At 52.4% G+C, this 21673-nt stretch carries 17 protein-coding genes and 4 pseudogenes; 8 read left to right on the top strand and 13 right to left on the bottom strand.

Going from position 1 to position 21673, the window contains the following annotated elements; genetic code table 11:
* Positions 1-155 (top strand): annotated as a pseudogene (locus tag DFR77_RS05440) (IS1595 family transposase); the annotation flags it as partial.
* A gap of 27 nt (positions 156-182) precedes the next feature.
* On the opposite strand, the gene leuB reads toward DFR77_RS05440, so the two are convergent.
* The 6 genes from leuB to leuC all read right to left on the bottom strand — a co-directional run bounded on the left by leuB (position 183) and on the right by leuC (position 5933).
* The gene (gene leuB / locus DFR77_RS05435; protein WP_003691268.1) at positions 183-1253 is read right to left on the bottom strand and encodes a 3-isopropylmalate dehydrogenase; all 1071 of its coding nucleotides are present in this window, start codon (positions 1251-1253) and stop codon (positions 183-185) included.
* A 33-nt stretch (positions 1254-1286) separates the two neighbouring features.
* On the bottom strand, positions 1287-2018 hold the full coding sequence (locus DFR77_RS05430; RefSeq protein WP_113852056.1) for an NgoBV family restriction endonuclease: 732 nt from the start codon (positions 2016-2018) through the stop codon (positions 1287-1289).
* 15 nt (positions 2019-2033) lie between these two features.
* Complete coding sequence (locus DFR77_RS05425; RefSeq protein ID WP_003688809.1) at positions 2034-3305, bottom strand: DNA cytosine methyltransferase; 1272 nt, start codon at positions 3303-3305, stop codon at positions 2034-2036.
* Positions 3306-3471: 166 nt separating this feature from the next.
* Positions 3472-4113 (bottom strand): 3-isopropylmalate dehydratase small subunit, encoded by a 642-nt coding sequence (gene leuD / locus DFR77_RS05420; protein ID WP_010357988.1) that lies wholly within the window; start codon positions 4111-4113, stop codon positions 3472-3474.
* A gap of 61 nt (positions 4114-4174) precedes the next feature.
* A complete protein-coding gene (locus tag DFR77_RS05415; RefSeq protein ID WP_003688807.1) occupies positions 4175-4429 on the bottom strand; it encodes a hypothetical protein in 255 nt (84 codons plus the stop codon).
* A 94-nt stretch (positions 4430-4523) separates the two neighbouring features.
* The gene (gene leuC / locus DFR77_RS05410) at positions 4524-5933 is read right to left on the bottom strand and encodes a 3-isopropylmalate dehydratase large subunit (RefSeq protein ID WP_003691266.1); all 1410 of its coding nucleotides are present in this window, start codon (positions 5931-5933) and stop codon (positions 4524-4526) included.
* Between the two features lie 251 nt (positions 5934-6184).
* Between leuC and gshA the strand changes: the two genes are divergently transcribed.
* Positions 6185-7534, top strand: a complete 1350-nt coding sequence (gshA, locus tag DFR77_RS05405; RefSeq protein WP_003688804.1) for a glutamate--cysteine ligase — start codon at positions 6185-6187, stop codon at positions 7532-7534.
* Here the strand turns inward: gshA and DFR77_RS14365 are convergent.
* Complete coding sequence (locus DFR77_RS14365; protein WP_255294323.1) at positions 7508-7630, bottom strand: hypothetical protein; 123 nt, start codon at positions 7628-7630, stop codon at positions 7508-7510. The genes gshA and DFR77_RS14365 overlap by 27 nt on opposite strands.
* A 26-nt stretch (positions 7631-7656) precedes the next feature.
* Between DFR77_RS14365 and radC the strand changes: the two genes are divergently transcribed.
* The 5 genes from radC (at position 7657) to DFR77_RS05380 (ending at position 14216) form a co-directional block, all read left to right on the top strand.
* Positions 7657-8334 (top strand): RadC family protein, encoded by a 678-nt coding sequence (radC, locus tag DFR77_RS05400; RefSeq protein ID WP_003688801.1) that lies wholly within the window; start codon positions 7657-7659, stop codon positions 8332-8334.
* A 72-nt stretch (positions 8335-8406) separates the two neighbouring features.
* Positions 8407-9132, top strand: a complete 726-nt coding sequence (locus DFR77_RS05395; RefSeq protein WP_003688798.1) for an epoxyqueuosine reductase QueH — start codon at positions 8407-8409, stop codon at positions 9130-9132.
* Positions 9133-9283: 151 nt separating this feature from the next.
* Positions 9284-10564, top strand: coding sequence for a CAP domain-containing protein (locus DFR77_RS05390; RefSeq protein ID WP_003693022.1), 1281 nt, complete (start codon positions 9284-9286; stop codon positions 10562-10564).
* Between the two features lie 5 nt (positions 10565-10569).
* The gene (hflX, locus tag DFR77_RS05385; protein ID WP_003688795.1) at positions 10570-11748 is read left to right on the top strand and encodes a GTPase HflX; all 1179 of its coding nucleotides are present in this window, start codon (positions 10570-10572) and stop codon (positions 11746-11748) included.
* Entirely contained in the window at positions 11745-14216 is a 2472-nt protein-coding gene (locus DFR77_RS05380; RefSeq protein ID WP_025456195.1) for a heavy metal translocating P-type ATPase, read from the top strand. Before hflX ends, DFR77_RS05380 begins: the two co-directional genes overlap by 4 nt.
* A 657-nt stretch (positions 14217-14873) precedes the next feature.
* On the opposite strand, the gene DFR77_RS05370 is transcribed toward DFR77_RS05380, so the two are convergent.
* The 5 genes and pseudogenes from DFR77_RS05370 to DFR77_RS05350 form a co-directional block, all read right to left on the bottom strand.
* The gene (locus DFR77_RS05370) at positions 14874-15650 is read right to left on the bottom strand and encodes a ferredoxin--NADP reductase (protein WP_003688792.1); all 777 of its coding nucleotides are present in this window, start codon (positions 15648-15650) and stop codon (positions 14874-14876) included.
* 187 nt (positions 15651-15837) lie between these two features.
* A complete protein-coding gene (locus DFR77_RS05365; RefSeq protein WP_003697149.1) occupies positions 15838-16632 on the bottom strand; it encodes a BUD32 family EKC/KEOPS complex subunit in 795 nt (264 codons plus the stop codon).
* A gap of 46 nt (positions 16633-16678) precedes the next feature.
* Positions 16679-18088 (bottom strand): threonine synthase, encoded by a 1410-nt coding sequence (gene thrC, locus DFR77_RS05360; protein ID WP_003688790.1) that lies wholly within the window; start codon positions 18086-18088, stop codon positions 16679-16681.
* A gap of 72 nt (positions 18089-18160) precedes the next feature.
* Positions 18161-18529 carry a hypothetical protein gene (locus tag DFR77_RS05355; RefSeq protein ID WP_003691259.1) on the bottom strand — a complete coding sequence of 123 codons (369 nt, stop codon included), beginning with the start codon at positions 18527-18529 and terminating at the stop codon, positions 18161-18163.
* A gap of 250 nt (positions 18530-18779) precedes the next feature.
* A pseudogene (locus tag DFR77_RS05350) lies at positions 18780-20242 on the bottom strand (DUF3360 family protein).
* A 253-nt stretch (positions 20243-20495) separates the two neighbouring features.
* On the opposite strand from DFR77_RS05350, the pseudogene DFR77_RS05345 reads away from it, so the two are divergent.
* A pseudogene (locus DFR77_RS05345) lies at positions 20496-21412 on the top strand (LysR family transcriptional regulator).
* A gap of 11 nt (positions 21413-21423) precedes the next feature.
* Here DFR77_RS05345 and DFR77_RS14085 read toward each other — a convergent pair.
* Positions 21424-21636 (bottom strand): annotated as a pseudogene (locus DFR77_RS14085) (IS1595 family transposase); the annotation flags it as partial.
* Positions 21637-21673: the final 37 nt, after the last annotated feature.

The following is a 21673-nucleotide window of genomic DNA, read 5'->3' as shown; positions in this document are numbered from 1 at the left end:
GGAACTTTTGGAATCAGGCAAAACGCGCCTTGCGAAAATACAACGGAATCGATCGTAAACCTTTCCCGCCGTTGTTGAGGGAATGCGAATTTCGACTTAACTTCGGCACACCGTCCCGGCAGCTAAAAATCCTGCGGGATTGGTGTGGAATTTAGGGATAATCTAGTACAGCCCCTTGTTTTTTACAAGGCGGCGAGTACCGCGTCGCCCATTTCGGAGCAGGAAACGAGTTTTGTGCCTTCTTCGTAAATATCGCCGGTACGCAAGCCTTGTTGCAGCACTTTTTGGACGGCGTTTTCGACTTGTTGCGCGCGCGCTTCGTCGTTCAGGCTGTAACGCAGCAGCATGGCAAGCGAGAGGATGGTGGCCAGCGGGTTGGCTTTGTTTTGTCCGGCGATGTCGGGGGCGGAGCCGTGAGACGGTTCGTACAGGCCTTTGCCGTTTTCGTCCAAAGAAGCGGAAGGCAGCATACCGATGGAGCCGGTCAGCATGGAGGCTTCGTCGGAGAGGATGTCGCCGAAGATGTTGCCGGTGGCAATCACGTCAAACTGTTTGGGCGCGCGCACGAGTTGCATGGCGGCATTGTCCACATACATATGGGAAAGCTCGACATCGGGATATTGTTTGCCGATTTCTTCAAAGATTTCGCGCCACAGTTCGGTGGTTTCCAAAACGTTGGCTTTGCCTACGGAGCAGACTTTTTTGCTGCGTTTTTGGGCGGATTGGAAGGCCACGTGGGCGATGCGGCGGATTTCGCTTTCGCTGTATTTCATGGTGTTGTAGCCTTCGTGTTCGCCGTTTTCCAAAACACGGATGCCGCGCGGTTCGCCGAAATAAATATCGCCGGTAAGTTCGCGCACAATCAAAATATCCAAACCGGCAACGATTTCAGGCTTGAGCGTGGAGGCGTTGGCTAATTCGGGATATAAAACGGCAGGACGCAAATTGGCAAACAGGTTCAAATCCTTACGAATTGCTAACAAGCCGCGCTCGGGGCGCAACGGACGGTCGAGATTGTCGTATTGGGGCGAACCGACTGCACCAAGCAGGACGGCATCGGCTTTGCGGCAGAGGTTTTGCGTAAATTCTGGATAAGGATGGCCGTATTCGTCGTAGGCTTCGCCGCCCAAAGGCGCGTATTCGTAGTCGGCATCCAAGCCTTGGGCGATAAATTTGTCGAGTACGCGGACGGTTTCGGCGACGATTTCGGGACCGATGCCGTCGCCTCGGAGGATGGCGATATGTTTGGTCATTTCAAGTTTCCTTATGGGTTGATGGTTGAAGGGTTATTTCTTTTTGTATTTGTGTGCAATTTCGTGCCAACGGGGTATGGAAATCGATCGGTTGTAGTGTTTTTTATAAGCTTCCTCAAATTTCTTTTTCCATAAGGATACGTTATGCCGTGTTGCCGGGTTTTGATAAACGGTTTCTTCAATTGCGGAAACAAAATCTTCCAAGCATTCAAACATAGGCATATTCTTTTTATTTATGCTGTACCAAACACCCGGGCGGATTTTATGCACCACGCCTTTTTTGACTTGAAGATTAATTGCCCACCCATCCATGCTTCTGGTAATTTGCCATACTTTTTTAAGCCATAAATCCTTGATGGTTACATTGCCGTTGTCGTCCATATCGTAACCGAATATTAAATAATCTACATCCAGCATATAGGGCTTATGAATGATTTCATCAGAATACATTTTAAAATCTGCAATATCAAAACCCGGGCAGGCATTTCGGTTGAACGCCTTTACTTCCAACAATTCTCTGCTGCGGCCTTTTTTATTTAAAAAAAAATCGGGAGGCATTTGGGTATTGGTTGAAACATCAAATTCAATTTCCCTTTTTCTCAACCATCCGCCGAGCCATTCCTGAATGATGTTGCCGACAACATCTTTTTGTTTGACGATAATATCCACATCGCCTAAGAAAAATCTAATTTGACCATTGGCCGATAAGATTTTTTCTTCATCCAGCAACTTATCAAATATTTGTTGTGCAGTAAGTTTTATCATTTTATCCCTGTCGGTTTATAAAGTATGCAGAAGTCTTTCAGATACCGCCTTAATCACAGGGACGGCAACGGTATTACCCAATAAATCGCATCTGTCTTTTTTGGGAATATCAAACGAATAATCGTCCGGATAGCCGAATAAGCGTAACCCTTCTTTTCCGGTAAGTGTACGCAAACCGCCGTTGTCAACGACGAAAAGGTGCTCCATATCCATTGCAACCAAGGTTGGCGCAACATCGTTTGGATCTAATATTTTATTGATTTCAAAAGATTTTTTACCTGAAACAATATTGTAGCCTTTGGGCAGGGATTCATCTTTGATTCTTTGCCCGCCAATTTTTTGTTTCGGATGCTCTAAAACCAAATAGCCTTTGTCTGTCAGGCTGTCCAAAATATTTTGGAGATCGGGGTGTTTATAGAAAGTTGAAATTTGCGCTTTTGTCAAAGGCATCCCATCCATCCAATCTATGCCGATTTCTGAAGCCCATTTTTTTTTCCTCCGTTCTTTTAGAAGGATATTTAACAATTGCTTCTCTTCTTCGGTTACTGCGCCTTTTAATTCAATATCCCAACTGTGAATATTGTTTTTCCCTCCCCGTTTGTCTTTTACTGATTTTCCGTACAGTTCGGACGGGGGAAATTTTTTTAGCAATTTTTTGATGAAAGGGCTGCTTTCAGTAGGCAGTCCCGATTCCAAAATATTTTTTAATTTCGGACTTGGGCTTGTTTCGAAAGATAAGTCGGGTTTGGATTTCAAACTGCCTGTCAGATAAATGCGCTTCCTGTTTTGGGGAATGCCGAAATCTTTTGCATTTAAAACTTTCCAAGAAACATAGTAGCCCAATGCTTCCAAGGTTTCCAAAATAACGGTCAGGGTGCGCCCTATTTTTTGTGTCGAATCTTTTCTATCGTGTGTCACCAATCCTTCCACATTTTCCAAAATAAAACCTTTTGGTTTTTTTGCCTTTAAAATCCTTGCCACATCAAAGAAAAGCGTTCCCCGTGTATCTTCAAAGCCTAATCTTTTTCCGGCGAAAGAAAAAGCCTGACAAGGGAATCCTGCCAACAGGATGTCAAAATCGGGAATATCCCCTGTTTCAATTTTCGTTATATCTCCATACGGCACTTCATCAGGGTAGTTTTGCTTCAATACTTCCAAAGCTGCCGGTTTGATTTCTGAAGTAAAAACACATTCGCAAGCAACCGACTGTTTCCGACAGGCTTGTTCGAATCCTTTCCTGATGCCACTCATTCCGGAAAATAAGTCAATAAATTTAATTTGTTGCATATTAAAAATCTAAAAATTTATTTGAAATGGAGAGTTGCATTAATTTAGAGTGTTGCTAAGCCCGCTTAAAAGATGAAAACAATTTATCGCCCCTCTGTTTACATTAGCCGCAGCAATTATATGTTATCAGGAATGCCGTCTGAACAGCCTTCAGACGGCATAGGTTTTAACCGTTAAACAGCCAAGGCTGGCTTTGGCGGCGTTTTTCTTCAAAGGCTTTAATTTTGTCGGCGTGTTGCAGGGTCAGTCCGATTTCGTCCAAGCCGTTTAAGAGGCAGTGTTTGCGGTGTTCGGTAATGTCGAATGTGAATGTTTCGCCGCCCGGGGTGGTCAGGGTTTGCTCGGCAAGGTCGATGGAGAGCCGATAGCCTTCGTTGGCTTCGACTTCTTTGAAAAGCCGGTCGACTTGTTCTTCGGTCAACACGATGGGCAAAAGGCCGTTTTTGTAGCAGTTGTTAAAGAAGATGTCGGCGAAGCTGGGGGCGATAATGGCGCGGAAGCCGTAGTCGTCCAATGCCCAAGGGGCATGTTCGCGTGAAGAGCCGCAACCGAAGTTTTTACGCGTCAACAGGATTTGCGCGCCTTGGTAACGCGGCTGGTTCAGGGAAAAATCGGGGTTCAACGGGCGTTTGCCGTTGTCCATGCCCGGTTCGCCGTGGTCGAGGTAACGCCATTCGTCAAAGGCGTTGGGGCCGAAGCCGCTGCGTTTGATGGATTTCAGAAATTGTTTGGGGATGATGGCATCGGTATCGACGTTGCTGCGGTCGAGCGGGGCGACGATGGCGGTGATTTTGGTAAAGGCTTTCATGGGTTTGCGTCTTGTGCTGACGATGCCGTCTGAAACGGTTTCAGACGGCATCGCAAATCGGTTATTCGGTGGCGTTTTCGATTTTTTTGCCGAGATGGGAAATGCCGCGTCCGACGGCATTGCCGCCTTTTTTGACGGCTTCTTTGGTTTTGTCCCAACCTTTTTCGACGGCGTTGCCTGTTTGTTCGGCGGCGCGTTCGGCGGCGGCCTGTGTTTTGTCAAGGTTGCGGGCGGTGTCTTGTTTCGCGCCCTGCCAAGTGCCGGCGCAGGCGGACAAGGCGAGGGCGGACAGGGCGGTAACGAAAAGTTTGTTCATGGTTAAACTCCTTGGTTTGAATATTAGGTGTTTCTGCCTTACGGGACATATTTCAGACGGCCTCGTCAAATTCTTAAAGACTGCCTGAAAATACTTACGCCATCGTGCGGATGTCGGTAAAGTGTCCGGTAACGGCGGCGGCGGCGGCCATAGCGGGGCTGACGAGGTGGGTGCGCCCGCCGTTGCCTTGGCGGCCTTCAAAATTGCGGTTGGACGTGGAGGCGCAGCGTTGCCTCGGCGCGAGGCGGTCGGCATTCATCGCAAGGCACATCGAACAGCCCGGTTCGCGCCATTCAAAACCGGCTTCGATGAAAATTTTGTCCAAGCCTTCTTTTTCGGCTTGTTCTTTAACCAAACCGGAGCCGGGGACGATTAACACGCGCTGTACGTTGCCGGCTTTTTTATGGCCTTTGGCGATAGCAGCGGCTTCGCGCAAGTCTTCGATGCGGCTGTTGGTGCAAGAGCCGATAAAGACGATATCGACAGGGATTTCGTTCAGCGGCGTACCGGCCTTCAAACCCATATATTCGAGTGCGCGCTCTATGCCGCTGCGTTTGACCGGATCGGTTTCTTCGGCGGGATTCGGCACTTTGCCGCCGATGTTTAAAACCATTTCGGGCGACGTGCCCCAAGTAACTTGCGGTTCGATGTCTTCGGCGTTGAAACGGTATTCTTTATCAAAAACCGCGCCTTCGTCAGACACCAGCGTGCGCCAGTACTCGACGGCTTTGTCCCAAGCTTCGCCTTCGGGTGCGAAGGGCTTGCCTTTGACATAGTCGATGGTGGTTTGATCGACGGCAACCATACCGGAACGCGCGCCTGCCTCAATCGCCATATTGCACAGGGTCATCCTGCCTTCCATCGAAAGGCTGCGGATGGCTTCGCCGCCGAACTCGACGGCGTAACCCGTGCCGCCCGCCGTGCCGATTTGCCCGATGATGTAGAGCGCCACGTCTTTGGCGGTAACGCCCGCTTTTAATTTGCCGTCAACGGCAATCAGCATAGATTTGGATTTTTTCGCGGTAATGCACTGGGTCGCCATCGTGTGTTCGACTTCGGAAGTGCCGATGCCGTGTGCCAGTGCGCCGAATGCGCCGTGGGTGGAAGTGTGCGAATCGCCGCAGACGACGGTCATCCCGGGCAGGGTCGCGCCTTGTTCGGGCCCCATAACGTGTACGATGCCCTGGCCTTTGTCCATAAACGGGAAGTAGGCGAGTGCGCCAAACTCTTTGATGTTTTGATCCAACGTATCGACTTGCAGCTTGGAAATCGGGTCTTGGATGCCTTTGTCCCAATCGCCGGTCGGGGTGTTGTGGTCGGCGGTGGAGACCACGCTGTCGATGCGCCACAGCTTGCGCCCCGCCATTTTCAGACCTTCAAACGCCTGCGGGCTGGTTACTTCGTGAACCAGATGGCGGTCGATGTAAAGCAGGACGGTGCCGTCTTCTTCTTCGCGGACGACGTGGCTGTTCCAGAGTTTGTCGTAGAGGGTTTGTGCCGTCATGATGTTGTTCTTTTGGATAAATGGTGATGCGGATTGGGCGGATTTTAGACGTATTCTTTATACTGCGCAACAGATTTTGTCTAATTTTTGAGTCAGTGTTATTTTGTAAACAATTTTAACGAAAAAATTAGACATATTGTTCATTTCGTTATATCTAAAGAATGATTCGATACGAAAGAATACTTGTCGTCATTCTTTCAAAAGCATTATTATCTGTACCTTGTCAAAAAACACACAGAGGCAGACGAAAGATGAAATTACCGGTTATGTCGCCCGAACATTCGGCGCAACTTCAGGCGTTTGAGGCAAAAATCCTGTCCAATCACGCCAAAATCGAGGCGTGGTTCCGCACGCAGTGGAACGCGCACCGCCCGCCGTTTTACGGTTCGGTCGATATACGCAACGCCGGTTACAAAATTTCGTCTATCGATATGAATTTGTTTCCGGGCGGCTTCAATAATCTGAATCCGAATTTCATCCCGCTGGCGGCGGTTGCCGCGCAAGATGCGGTGCAACGCGCCTGCGAAACGGAGAAATCCGTATTGATTATTCCCGAAAACCACACGCGCAATACGTTTTACCTGCAAAACGTTTACGCCCTCGGCGAGATTTTCCGTTCGGCAGGGTGTGAAGTGCGCTTGGGCAGCCTGAATCCGGAAGTAACCGAACCGGCCGAATTTGAAACTGCATTGGGCGACAAAATCCTGCTTGAGCCTTTGCTGCGAACCCGCGACCGCGTCCACCTTGCCGACGGCTTTTCGCCTTGCGTGGTTTTGTTGAACAACGATTTGTCCGCCGGCATTCCCGACATTCTCAAAGGCATCGGCCAAACCGTTTTGCCGCCGCTGCACGGCGGTTGGACGACGCGCCGCAAAACAAATCATTTCGGCGCGTACAACCAAGTTGCCGCCGAATTTGCCAAGCTGATTGACATCGATGAATGGCAGATCAACCCGTATTTTGAAAAAATCGGCGGTTTGGACTTCCAAGGGCGCGAAGGTGAAGATGCGCTGGCGGAAGCGGTAGAACGCGTGCTGGCGAAAATTCAAGCCAAATACGACGAATCGGGCATTGCCGACAAACCTTTCGTCATCGTCAAAGCCGATGCCGGCACTTACGGCATGGGTGTGATGAGCGTCAAATCCTCCGACGAAGTGCGCGGCTTGAACCGCAAAAACCGCAACAAAATGGCGAAGGTGAAAGAGGGCTTGGAAGTCAGCGAAGTGATTGTCCAAGAAGGGGTTTATACCTATGAAACCTTGAACGGCGCGGTGTGCGAACCCGTCGTCTATATGATGGACCGTTTCGTCATCGGCGGCTTTTTCCGCGTACACGAAGGGCGCGGTGCGGACGAAAACCTCAACGCCGGCGGTATGGTGTTTGTGCCGCTGTCCAACAGCATTCCTACCGGTAACGGCGATAATTCGCAAGAAGCTCCAGAAGCCTGCAAACGCGTATTCGAACAATGGGATTCGCTCGGTATGCCGCGTTCTGAAAAAGACTGCGACGTGGACAACGAACATAACCGCCTCTACGTTTACGGCGTAATGGCACGTCTGTCGCTTTTGGCGGCTTCAATCGAGTTGGAAGAAACGGCGTAAGACTGTTTTGAAATACAGATGCCGTCTGAAGCGGAAATCCGGTTCAGACGGCATTTCGGATATTTGGCGTGTGGGAACATCTGTTTCAGACGGCATCTCAGACTATTTAAAAAAGGGAAAACATGAGCATCAAGCAATGGCCGGAAGGCGAAAGGCCCAGGGAAAAGCTGTTGGAACGCGGGGCGGCGGCTTTGAGCGATGCCGAACTTTTGGCAATCCTTTTACGCGTCGGGACGCGCGGGATGAGCGCGGTCGATTTGGCGCGCTACCTATTGCAGGAGTTCGGCAGCTTGGGGAGGCTGATGAGCGCGGAGGTCGGCAAACTGTCGGCATACAAAGGGATGGGGACGGCAAGTTTCACACAGTTCGCCGTGGTCAGGGAAATCGGGCGGCGGATATTGGAGGAAGAATTGCAGGAAGAAATTACCTTATCCGATCCCGATACCGTTGCCGATTATTTACGCTTTCATTTGGGGCAGGAAAAAGTCGAAGTCAGCGTCGCGCTGCTGCTGAACCGCCAAAACCAACTGATTGCGGTCAGAGAGCTGTCGCGCGGTACGGTTGCGGAAAACACGATTTACATCCGCGAAATCGTCAAACTGGCATTGGACGAATATGCCGACAGCCTGATTATCGCGCACAACCATCCGGGCGGCTCGCCCGAACCTTCGCAGGAAGACATCATGTTCACAAGGCGGCTGGCACAGGCCATGTCGCTGGTTGATGTTTCGCTGCTCGACCATTTTATCGTTACCTCGCAAACCGTCCGTTCGTTCAGGCAGCTCGGGCTGATGCCCTGACACCCTGTTTTACATTCGGCGGCTCTGGTAAAATAGCCGCTTTGACCGTATTCGACAGATATTGTTAAGTTAATGGAAACACAAAACAAACCTACCGTTACCGACATTGACCGCCCCATACTCGTCCCGCCCGGCGGACATAAAAAAGTCTTGCTGCATTCCTGCTGCGCCCCGTGCAGCGGCGAAGTGATGGAAGCCATGCTTGCCTCCGGCATCGACTACACCATTTATTTTTACAATCCCAATATCCATCCGCACAAAGAGTATATGCTCCGAAAAGAGGAAAACATGCGCTTTGCGGAAAAGTTCGGCATCCCTTTCATCGATAAAGACGACGACTACGAAAACGACCGCAAAGAATGGTTTGCCAAAGCCAAAGGCATGGAGTTTGAGCCGGAACGCGGCATCCGCTGCACCATGTGTTTCGATATGCGTTTTGAAAAAGCGGCGCAATACGCGCACGAACACGGTTTTCCCGTCTTTACCAGTTCGCTGGGCATTTCACGCTGGAAAAATATGGCGCAAATCAACGACTGCGGACACCGTGCCGCCGCGCCTTACGATGATGTGGCCTATTGGGACTTCAACTGGCGCAAAGGCGGCGGCGGCGCGCGTATGATTGAAATCAGCAAACGCGAAAACTTCTACCAGCAGGAATACTGCGGCTGCGCCTATTCCTTGCGCGATTCCAACGCCCACCGCAAATCGCAGGGACGCATCCCCGTCAAACTCGGCGTGCTGTATTACGGCGACGAATCGACACAATACGAACCTGCACCCGTCCGAGTGGACAAATAAACACCCGATGCCGTCTGAAGGTTCAGACGGCATCGGGTTCGGCACCGGCACGGGAAAGGTTTGCCGGTTTGGCAATCGGCAAGCGGAAACCGCATTGGCAAGTTTGCCGTTTTGATAAAACACCCCGTTGCCGCGTCGGGAGGGCGGCATTATGAAATCCCTTTTTATTTGGCTGCTTCTATTGGGCTCGGCGGCAGGCGTTTTCTACCATACCCAAAACCAATCCCTGCCCGCGGGCGAACTTGTCTATCCGTCCGCACCGCAAATCAGGGACGGCGGCGATGCGCTGCACTACCTCAACCGCATCCGCACACAAATCGGTTTGCACGCGCTGGCACACGCGCCGGTTTTGGAAAATTCCGCCCGCAGGCACGCACGCTATCTCACGCTCAATCCCGAAGACGGACACGGCGAACACCATCCCGACAATCCGCACTACACCGCACAAAAGCTGACCGAACGCACACGCCTTGCCGGGTATCTCTACAACGGCGTGCATGAAAACATCAGCACGGAAGAGGAAGCCGCCGAATCGTCCGACAGCGACATCCGCACGCAGCAACGCCAAGTGGACGCTTTGATGAGCGCAATCTACCACCGCCTTTCGCTGCTTGACCGCCATACCGACGAAGCAGGTGCGGCATTTGTGCGCGAAAACGGCAAAACCGTCCTCGTATTCAATCAGGGCAACGGCAGCTTCGAGCGCGCCTGTGCAAAAGGAAGGCGGCAGCCGGAAGCAGGACGGAAATATTACCGCAACGCTTGCCACAACGGTGCGGCCGTTTATGCTGACGAAGCCATGCCCGTAACGGAATTGCTTTATACCGCCTATCCGGTTGGCGGCGGCGCGCTGCCTTATTTTTACGGGGAACGTCCCGACCCCGTGCCGGAATATGAAATCACAGGCAATCCTGCCAGCATTGATTTTTCCGAGGCGGCAGGCAAAATTGCGATGAAAAGTTTCAAGCTGTATCAGGGTAAAAACGAAATCCGCCCCGTCAGGGTTTTAACCGCCGGCAACGACCCTAACGGCAGGCTGACCGCGCACCAATTCGCCCTTTTCCCGCTCAAACCTTTGGAATACGGCACGCTTTATACGGCGGTATTCGACTATGTCCGCAACGGACGGCACGCGCAGGCGAAATGGCAGTTTAGAACCCGAAAACCCGATTACCCTTATTTTGAGGTAAACGGCGGCGAGACACTTGCGGTTAGAAAAGGCGAAAAATATTTCATCCACTGGCGCGGACGCTGGTGTCTGGAAGCGTGTACCCGTTATACCTACCGGCGGCAGTTCGGCAACAGCCTGTCCATACTCCGGCACGAAGCGGGCGGCATTGTCTTCAGCGTCAGCGGAATGGCGGGAAGCCGCATCAGGCTTACTCCGGAAGACAGCCCGGAACGCGGTGTAACCCTTTATTTGCAGGATTGACAGTTATGTCAGGTAGAACAGGACGGAACAGTGCCACTCAGGCGCAACCGGAACGCGTCATGCTGGTGGGCGTAATGTTGGATAAAGATGATACGGGCAGCAATGCCGCCCGTCTGAACGGTTTTCAGACGGCATTGGCGGAAGCCGTCGAGCTGGTCAAGGCGGCGGGCGGCGATTCCGTACGCGTGGAGACTGCCAAACGCGACCGCCCGCACACTGCGCTGTTTGTCGGCACGGGCAAGGCGGCGGAGCTGTCGGAAGCAGTTGCCGCAGACGGCATTGATTTGGTCGTATTCAACCACGAACTTACTCCCACGCAGGAACGCAATTTGGAAAAAATCCTCCAATGCCGCGTATTGGACAGAGTGGGGCTGATTCTGGCGATTTTCGCCCGCCGCGCCCGCACGCAGGAAGGCAGGCTGCAAGTCGAGTTGGCGCAATTGAGCCATTTGGCGGGACGCTTGATACGCGGTTACGGACATTTGCAAAGCCAGCGCGGCGGTATCGGCATGAAAGGGCCGGGCGAAACCAAACTGGAAACCGACCGCCGATTAACCGCCCATCGGATCAACGCCTTGAAAAAACAGCTTGCCAACCTCAAAAAACAGCGCGCCCTGCGCCGCAAGTCCCGCGAGTCGGGCAGAATCAAAACGTTTGCGCTGGTCGGCTATACCAATGTCGGCAAATCCAGCCTGTTCAACCGGCTGACCAAGTCGGGCATATATGCGAAAGACCAGCTTTTCGCCACTCTCGACACGACGGCGCGGCGGCTGTACATCAGTCCCGCATGCAGCATTATCCTGACCGATACCGTCGGATTCGTCAGCGATCTGCCGCACAAACTGATTTCGGCATTTTCCGCCACGCTGGAAGAAACCGCGCAAGCCGATGTGCTGCTGCACGTCGTCGATGCCGCTGCCCCGAACAGCGGACAGCAGATTGAAGACGTGGAAAACGTACTGCAAGAAATCCATGCCCACGATATTCCGTGCATCAAGGTGTACAACAAAACCGACCTGCTGCCGTCTGAAGAACAAAACACGGGCATATGGCGCGACGCTGCGGGAAAAATTGCCGCCGTCCGCATTTCCGTTGCTGAAAATACCGGTATAGACGCACTGCGCGAAGCCATTGCCGAGTATTGTGCCGCCGCACCAAACACAGACGAAACCGAAATGCCATGAAAAAAACCTGTTTCCACTGCGGGCTGGACGTTCCCGAAAACCTGCATCTGACCGTCCGCTACGAAGGCGAAGACCGCGAAACCTGCTGCGTCGGCTGTCAGGCAGTCGCACAAAGCATCATCGATTCCGGCTTGGGCAGTTATTACAAACGACGCACCGCCGACGCGAAAAAAACCGAACTGCCGCCCCAAGAAATCCTCGACCAAATCCGCCTGTACGACCTGCCCGAAGTCCAATCCGACTTTGTGGAAACCCATAATGGCACGCACGAAGCAGTGCTGATGCTCAGCGGCATTACCTGCGCCGCCTGCGTCTGGCTGATCGAACAGCAGCTTTTGCGCACAGACGGCATCGTCCGCATCGACCTCAATTACAGCACGCACCGCTGCCGCGTCGTCTGGGACGACGGCAAAATCCGCCTCTCCGACATTCTGTTGAAAATCCGGCAGACAGGCTACACCGCCGCACCCTATGACGCGCAAAAAATCGAAGCCGCCAACCAAAAAGAACGCAAACAATACATCGTCCGCCTTGCCGTTGCCGGACTGGGTATGATGCAGACGATGATGTTCGCGCTGCCGACCTACCTTTACGGCGGCGACATCGAACCCGATTTCCTGCAGATCCTCCATTGGGGCGGCTTCCTGATGGTGCTGCCCGTCGTATTTTATTGCGCCGTCCCGTTTTATCAAGGCGCGTTGCGCGACCTGAAAAACCGCCGGGTCGGTATGGACACGCCGATTGCCGCCGCCATCATCATGACCTTCATCGCCGGCATTTACAGCCTCGCCACCAACGCAGGGCAGGGGATGTATTTCGAATCCATCGCGATGCTGCTGTTTTTCCTGCTGGGCGGACGCTTTATGGAACACATTGCCCGACGCAAGGCAGGCGATGCCGCCGAAAGGCTGGTGAAACTGATACCCGCCTTCTGCCACCGGATGCCCGGCTATCCTGCCGTACAGGATGTCCGCGAATCCGCCGTCGTCAAACTCCAAGCAGGCGATATTGTGATGGTCAAACCCGGCGAAACCATCCCCGTTGACGGCACGGTGCTGGAAGGAAACAGTGCCGTCAACGAATCTATGCTGACCGGCGAGAGCCTGCCCGTCGCCAAAATGCCGTCTGAAAAAGTAACCGCAGGTACACTCAACACGCAAAGCCCTCTGATTATACGCACCGACCGCACCGGCGGCGGCACGCGACTGTCGCACATCGTCCGCCTGCTCGACCGCGCCTTAGCGCAAAAACCGCGCACTGCCGAGTTGGCGGAACAATACGCCTCGTCTTTCATATTCGGCGAACTCCTGCTTGCCGTCCCCGTCTTCATCGGCTGGACGCTGTACGCCGATGCGCACACCGCATTGTGGATTACCGTCGCCCTGCTGGTCATTACCTGCCCCTGCGCCCTGTCGCTTGCCACGCCGACCGCGCTGGCAGCTTCTACCGGTACGCTGGCGCGCGAAGGTATTTTAATCGGCGGAAAGCAGGCAATCGAAACCCTCTCCCAAACCACCGACATCATTTTCGACAAAACCGGCACGCTGACCCAAGGCAATCCCGCCGTCCGCCGGATTGAACTGCTCGGCAGCATGACCGAAGCCCAAGTGCTGGCAGTGGCGCAAAGTTTGGAACAGCAGTCAGAACACCCGCTCGCGCGCGCCATCCTCAACTGCCGCATTTCAGGCGGCAGCGTCCCCGACATTGCTATTAAACAACGCCTCAACCGCATCGGGGAAGGCGTGGGTGCGCAACTGACCGTCAACGGCGAAACACAGGTTTGGGCATTGGGCAGGGCATCCTATGTCGCCGAAATTTCAGGTAAAGAACCGCAAACAGAAGGCGGCGGCAGCGCGGTTTACCTCGGCAGTCAAAGCGGTTTCCAAGCCGTGTTCTACCTGACCGACCCCTTGAAAAACAGCGCGGCGGAGGCGGTGTGGCAGTTGGCAGGCAAAAACCTGACCCTGCACATCCTCAGCGGCGACCGCGAAACCGCCGTTGCCGAAACCGCACGCGCCCTGGGTGTCGCGCACTACCGCGCCCAAGCCATGCCCGAGGACAAACTGGAATACGTCAAAGCCTTGCAAAAAGAAGGGAAAAAAGTGCTGATGATAGGCGACGGCATCAACGACGCGCCCGTTTTGGCGCAGGCAGACGTATCCGCCGCCGCAGCGGGCGGGACGGATATTGCGAGGGACGGCGCGGACATTGTGTTATTGAACGAAGATTTGCGTACCGTCGCCCACCTGCTCGATCAGGCGCGGCGCACCCGCCATATTATCCGGCAAAACCTGATATGGGCGGGCGCGTACAACATCATCGCCGTACCGCTTGCCGTTTTGGGCTATGTCCAACCGTGGATAGCCGCACTGGGTATGAGTTTCAGTTCGCTGGCGGTTTTGGGCAATGCCTTGCGCCTTCACAAACGGGGGAAAATGCCGTCTGAAAAAATACTGTCCGAACAATGACGGGCGGCGTTGCTTTAGACGTATAGTCGATTAAAACAAAAATGAGACGATGAAGGATTACAAACTTAAAGTATGCATTGTTACCGCTCAAACACGTTGGCGTTTAAAATTTGAGATCGAATTGCTAGGTATTTGATTTTATTAAATAAGAGATTATATTAATGAGGAAAAAAATTAAAAAGTGGATTTATGCGATAAATGGAATAATGATGTCAATATGGATTATTTTTTTTCCAAATACCGGTTCTGTGTATGACGGTGGCAGAACAACCATTTTCAATGAAAACCATCCTTTTCATTTTATTTTCTGCATAACATTTCTTATTGGGATAATTTTTATTATATATCAATCATATAATGATAATTAATTTTTAACATCCTTACTGTCCTATCATGATGAAATGACAATAAGGATGTTTTCCTGCTTTGGCTACGGCAAAACACCGTCGTCATTCCCACGCAAGCGGGAATCTATATGTTTGGTTTCTCTTTTATTTTCAAACGATAATGAAACAGGTAAGTCCGGATTCCCACCTGTGTTGGAATGACGGAAATGTGCATTTCTAATTTTTACCCACTATAAAAACCCCGAATCCTGATTGGCAGGATTCGGGTTTTTTTATCGCTGATGCCGTTCAGACGGCATTTTCAAGCAGCTTATTGATCCACAAACGCGCGCTCAATCAGGTAATCGCCGCGCACGCCGGTTTTCGGGGAGACGGTCAGACCGAAATCGTCCAAAACTTTGCAGGTATCTTTCAGCATCGCGGGGCTGCCGCACAGCATCGCGCGGTCGTCTTGCGGGTTGATTTTGGGCAGGCCGATGTCTTCAAACAGTTTGCCGCTTACCATCAGGTCGGTCAGGCGGCCGCGGTGTTCGAATTCTTCTCGGGAAACAATCGGGTAGTAAATCAGTTTTTCTTTAACCAAGTCGCCGAGGTATTCGTGTTCGGGCAATTCTTTGGTAAAGCGGTCGTAGTACGCCAAATCTTTTTTGTAGCGCACGCCGTGTACGAGGATGATTTTTTCAAATTGCTCGTAAATCTCGGGGTCTTTGGTGATGCTCAAGAAAGGGGCGATGCCGGTACCGGTACTCAACAGGTAAAGGTGTTTGCCCGGATTCAGATCGCAGGCAACCAGAGTTCCGGTCGGTTTTTTGCTGATTAACACTTCGTCGCCGACTTTGAGGTGTTGCAGGCGGCTGGTCAGCGGGCCGTCTTGGACTTTAATGCTGAAAAATTCGAGGTGTTCTTCCCAGTTGGCGGAGGCGACGCTGTATGCGCGCATCAGCGGCTTGCCGTCCGCCATCAGCCCGACCATGACGAACTGTCCGTTTTCAAAGCGCAACGATTCGTCGCGGATGCAGGTAAAGGTAAAATATGCGTCTGTCCAGTGGTGTACGGACAATACTTTTTGGGTATTGAATGCTGCCATTTGGGTTTCCTGTCAGTAAAAGAAATGGATAGTGCTTGTTCGGGACGTGCGGCAGAGTGGAAATGTCTGCCCGATTCGGGATAAAGTCAAAATTCTAAACGAAACGGATGGTTGCGACAATGCCTGATGCGCGTTGGTTATATGCCGTCTGAAGGGCTTCGGACGGCATCGTGGGGCGGGCGGTGGCTTACGGCGGCATATCGGCGAGGGAAATTAAGGAAATCGAGGCTGCCAGCCTGAGCGCGTCCCGTCCCCAGCGGGGGTGTTCCAGCCTGCGTATCGGGAGGATCGGTTTGACGGTGCCGGCAATCAGCTTTTGTATTTCGGCAGGCTGATCCGACAATACGCCGCCCCATTTTTCCGCAGCCGCTTCCAGCAGTCCGCCGTTTTTCAATATCAGCGCGGTCGAATGGATGTAGCAGAGCCAATCGCGGGCTTGGCATTGCGCTATGGTCAGGACCTCGGAAGGGTTGTCTTCAAAATCCAAAAAGCTGATGTTTTCCCCGTCCGACATCATATTCCGCGCAAACGCCTGACTGAGGAACTGCCGTTTTTTATGCACGCGTGCAATGGCTTCCAAACCGGCAAGCCAAGCGTCCGCCTTTCCGGCTTCGGCTTCTTGGCGGATTTGCGTATCGAGCGGGATGCCTTCCAAATTGCCGAACATAAGGGCATTTTTCCGGAGGGCGAGCAATTCGGGAACGGCTATCCCTGCCGAACGCAATTCGTACAGGCGTTTTGATTCGGTTGCAATGGCAGGCTCGCCGCCGAGGCTGGGAACCGGCTTCAACACCCCCAGTTTCAAATATCGGGCAACCATACCGAGCAGCGCGTAACGCCATCGCGCATTGTGCCTGCCTGCTTTGCGTACCCATACCTTGGTCCCGTCGGCAAGCAGGTAGGGGGCGATGGTTGCCTCCTGTTTTGCCGCCAATTCGTCCAGCAGTATAGAAAAACGGGTTTCCTGCATAGGTAAGGTCATTTTCTTTCAATCTTAAGTTCGGATGGAATGCCGCCCATACGGAACATCAGGCAAGGGTTTGTTCGATGATGCCTTTTACCGCATCCGCACTGTTCGGCACGGTTTGCACGCGCTGCGGCAGGTTTTCCAAACCTTCCAGCGCGGCGGGGCGCGGAATGGCGACATCGCCGACGGCTTCGCGTATGGTCGCATCGAATTTCGCCGCCAACGCGGTTTCCAAACAAACCACCGTTTCCCCCGCTTCGCGCACTTCGCGGGCGACTTTTACGCCGTTGGCAGTATGCGGGTCGATGAGTTCTTTGTCTTGCTCGTAAACCTGTCTGATGGTGGCGAGGCGGTCGGCGTGGGTAGATTTGCCGGAGGTAAAGCCGTATTTGCCGCCGACTTTGTCCAAGGCAAACCGCAGGTCAAAGCCTTTGCCTGCCGCGACTTCCGCCCACAGCGTATTGATTTCCTGAGGATCGCGATCCATCAGGTCGAACACGAAACGCTCGAAGTTGGACGCTTTGGAAATGTCCATAGACGGGCTGGAGGTTACATAAGTATGCGCGCTGTTGCGCGGGCGGTATGCGCCGGTTTTGAAAAACTCGTCCAGCACATCGTTTTCATTGGTCGCGACAATCAGGCAGCGGACAGGCAGGCCCATTTGTTTGGCGATGTGTCCCGCGCAAACGTTGCCGAAGTTGCCGCTCGGTACGCAAAAGCTGACGGTTTCGTCATTGCTTGAAGTGGCATTGAAATAGCCTGCAAAGTAATAAACCACTTGCGCGACGATGCGCCCCCAGTTGATCGAATTGACCGTACCGATATGGTATTTTTCCTTGAACGCGGCATCGTTCTGCACTGCCTTCACAATGTCCTGGCAGTCGTCAAACATCCCCTTCACGGCGATATTGTGGATATTCCCGTCTTGCAGGCTGTACATCTGCGCGCGTTGGAACGCGCTCATTTTACCGTCGGGCGACAACATAAATACGTTCACGCCTTTTTTGCCGCGCAAGGCATATTCCGCAGCCGAACCCGTATCGCCGCTGGTTGCGCCCAAGATATTGAGTTTTTTGCCTTCTTTGTTTAAAACATATTCAAACGCATTGCCCAAAAACTGCATCGCCATATCTTTGAACGCCAGCGTCGGGCCGTTGGACAAGGCTTGGATTTTGATGCCGTCTGAAAGCGTGCGGACGGGGGTGATTTCCTTAGTACCGAACGCCGCTTCCGTGTAAGTACGGTTCAGAATGTCGCGCAAATCGTCCTCCGGAATATCGGTAACGAACAGGCACATGATTTCAAACGCCAATTCGGGATAAGCCAAACCGCGCCATTTGTCCAAGGTTTCGCGCCCGATTTGCGGATAATGTTCCGGCAGCATCAGGCCGCCGTCGGGTGCAAGCCCCATCAATAAAACTTCGCTGAACGGTTTGTGTGCGGTTTCGCCGCGCGTGCTGATGTATCTCATGATTTTTCTCGTTTGTCGAAATTGCAGGAAAACGGATTCAGACGGCATCTGCCTCATGCCGTCTGAAGAAGGTTAGCGGTACAGGCGTTTGAAGCAGGCGGAAACCGTTTTGACGGTCAGGGCGGCAAGTGCCTGATTGCGCGTGGACTGGTTCAGCATCTGCATCACATCGTTGCCGGTCAGCTGGTTAGGTGCTTCTTCGGTAGCGCAGCCGCAAATCTTGTTTTCCCATTCCGCCTGTTTTTCGGCACTCATCGCCAGCGCGGTCAAACGCCATTCGCTGCGCCTGTCCAATTCCGCACGGCATTGGCTTTCTACCGTCATTTTGACGATGCTGCCACCCATACCCGTGCCGCCGTCTAAGCTGCCGAATGTGTTGCCGCCGGCGGCGCACCCGCCGAGTAAGATTGCCGCCGGCAAAATAGACAAGGTTTTATTCATCTCAATTCCTTTTCGGTTGAAACCCCGCCTTTTATGGCGATAGGATCTGATTAGCCGCCCCGTTCGGGATAACGCGAAGGGCGGCGTTTTATGCGCCGTTCCGAGTGTTGGAGCAAACCGTTTGAATATCCGGTTGAAGCCCGGCAACATTATACTTCAATCGGGAAAATAAAAAATCCCGCCGCCGTCATTTTGCCTGTTTGCAAAAATGCCGTCTGAAACCGGTTCAGACGGCATTTGCGATTTCAGCCTAGCCCAAAGATTTGAACTGCTCCAAAAACGGAGGGATACCGGGCAGCATCCCGACCGCACCCATCGCCACACACAAGATTAAGAAACCTACTGCGGGTATCAATACTCGTCCGACAAAACCTAATTGCGCGCTGCGTTCTTTGCAGCCGATTAAGCCCAAATTATCCAACAGCATCGTCAACGCCCAGCCGAAAACCGGATTGACCAGACGGAAGAGAACACCACGATGGCGGCGGATTGGGTGGTTTTGCCTTTGCGCGTCATTTCCATGCCCGCTTCCAAAAGCGGTAAGTATACGCCTACGATCAAGGCTACGCTCAATACCGGCTGCCAAATCGCCAAGTCCATCGGATAGCCCCACAACCCGGCGATAATACATAAAACCGCCGTTAAAACCGCACCGCCCGGAATGGGGCGTTTGGCAATCGATGCCGGCACGATATAAGTTCCCCAAGAAGAGGTAAAATTTGCACCCCCTAAAATAGAACCCACTGCTTGACGGACAGAACAACTTGTCATGGTGTCGTCTATATTCATCAATACCTTATCGGTTTTTTCCGGATAGCTGATTTTTTGGAACACTTGATGTCCTAAAAAATCGGGCGACCACATTGCAACAGCCAATACCGCAAATGGAAAGACAACCAAAAAACTTTCTGCCGTCGGCAACCCCAGATGCCAGCCGCTGTTTTCACCCTACCAATAAGCAGGACTCATTGGAGGCAGGCCGGGGGCGGTGTGAAACTCAAACGGCGCACCCAATGCAAATGCCGCCACACCGGCAATCAAGCATCCCAAAGGCACGGCCAACCAGCGTTTTTTCCAATGCTCCAACAAAGCGTACATCACAATCGTTACAATAATGACGGTAAAAGCGATGTAGGGCATATTAAAACCGCCTGCCCACGAAAACAATTTTTTTACCTGCCCCGTCGTGCCGATAAAGCCCAAATAGAGTAATAATCCGCCGCATACGCCGTTGCTTGTCAGCTTCGCCATAATACTGCCGCCGCGAAATAAAGCCATCAGCAGACCTAAAACCGCAATCGAAATGCCGAACGCCAAAGGATGCCCGCCTGCCGACACAACGATGGGAATCATCGGAATCAGCGGCCCGTGCGTACCGGGCAGGTTGGCGCCGGGCAGAAAAAGCCCGATACCAATAAGATAAACGCGGCGGCGATTAAAAGCTCATAGCGCACATTTTCCAGTACAAAGCTGTCAGGCAGCCCCAAAGGTGCGGCAAACGCCGCCGCCCCCCACCATCACCACTTTTCCAATCGTTCCCGCCATCGCAGGAATCAAATCCTCCCACTCGAAGCGGTAATCGCGAAAGGGCAGGTTGGGCCGCCAGCGTTTTGGTTGCATAATCTGCAATTCATGTTCCAAATATTCGTCCCGCGTCGCAAATTCCGAAGCCGGACGGTGTAAATCCCGATAAGTCCCATTATGTTTTTCCATAACCTTCCTCCTTATATATCGCGCCTCGTAAAAGGGGGCGCATGACTTTTCTTTTTGATACGGGCTGCGTTCGGAAGCCGTAACCCCATTTAAAGCCCAAACAGGCAATAAAACCAATTTTTTTTAATAATCATCATCCGGAAAACTGATACAATTTACAAACCACTTGATTAAAAAGTTAATTTTCAGCAACAATCCGCCTAAAAGATTTCGATTGCACAAATATAGAAAACATCCGCACAAGGAGGGATACATGGATGCCGTACAATTAAAATCATTTGTCGCCGTCGCGCACGAGGGCAACCTTACCCAAACCGCCAAACGACTTTTCCTTTCCCAGCCTGCCGTTTCCGCCCAAATTAAAGCCCTTGAAGAATATGTCGGCACGCCGCTGTTCAGGAGCACGGGGAAAGGCATGGTATTGACGCGGGCGGGCGAAATACTGTTGCCCGAAGCGGAATCCCTGCTGCAATACAAACACAAGTTGGAGTATTTTGCCAAAACGCTGGCAGGCGATTATTCGGAAGAGACCAGTTTGGGCATTATCCACCCCATCGATTCGGCAAAACTCGTCGCGCTGACGGACAATATCGGTCAAACAGCCCCCCAAAACGCGCCTGCACATCCAATACGGAATGAGCGGCGAAATCCTCTCGCGCATCCAACACAAAACCCTGCACGGCGGCTTTATACTCGGCAACGCCGCCCAAGGCGGCATCCGCAGCGTATTCCTGCAAAACCTGACCTACGCGCTGATTTGCCCGCAAAGCCAATATTCCCGGCTGACCCGCTCCCTTCCGCAGAGCCTGCAAGAATGCGTATGGATAGAAATGTCGGGCGTGTCCGGAAGTAGGAAGCACCTGCACCAGTTTTGGCGCAGCAACCGGCTCTCACCCAAAAAAACAGATATTGTGCGACTACCCCCAAACCCTTATCGATTTGGTTGCAGGCGGTATAGGTGTGGCAATGGTGCAGGGAAACAAAGCCGAAGCGGCGGCAAAAGAAGGCGCGGGCGTGGCTATTATCGAATCGTGCCGCCACAGTATGCCGCTCAATTTCATTTATGCGGAAGAATACGAGGATAATCCCCACGTCTCACTCCTGCTCGAGTGCGTTGAAAAAGTATGGGGAGTGCAGGCGGTGCAGCCGCCCGTTGTCTCGGACAACTGAAATAAATCCTGCTTTGCTGATTGTTTTAGAATAGAAATTTGAATTTTATCACGCTGAAAACACTGAAAACACTGAAAACGCCATCCGCATTCTCTCGAATACGGCTTAAAATGCCCTTTGGAAATGCCGTTAAACTGACGCAAATGCCGTTTTGCACAATTCCAAAAGTTTTCAATTCCGTTAATGCAATTTTGCCGTTTGGCGAAATGCGTGCTGTTCCGTAAAAGCCAAAAAAACCTTGCGGGGCTTGCACGCCCCCAT

The sequence above is a fragment of the Neisseria gonorrhoeae genome (genome assembly GCF_003315235.1).
In the GTDB taxonomy this organism is placed as follows: Bacteria; Pseudomonadota; Gammaproteobacteria; order Burkholderiales; family Neisseriaceae; genus Neisseria; species Neisseria gonorrhoeae.
The sequence above is the reverse complement of the archived record's forward strand: the minus strand, read 5'-3'. Positions and strand labels throughout refer to the sequence as shown.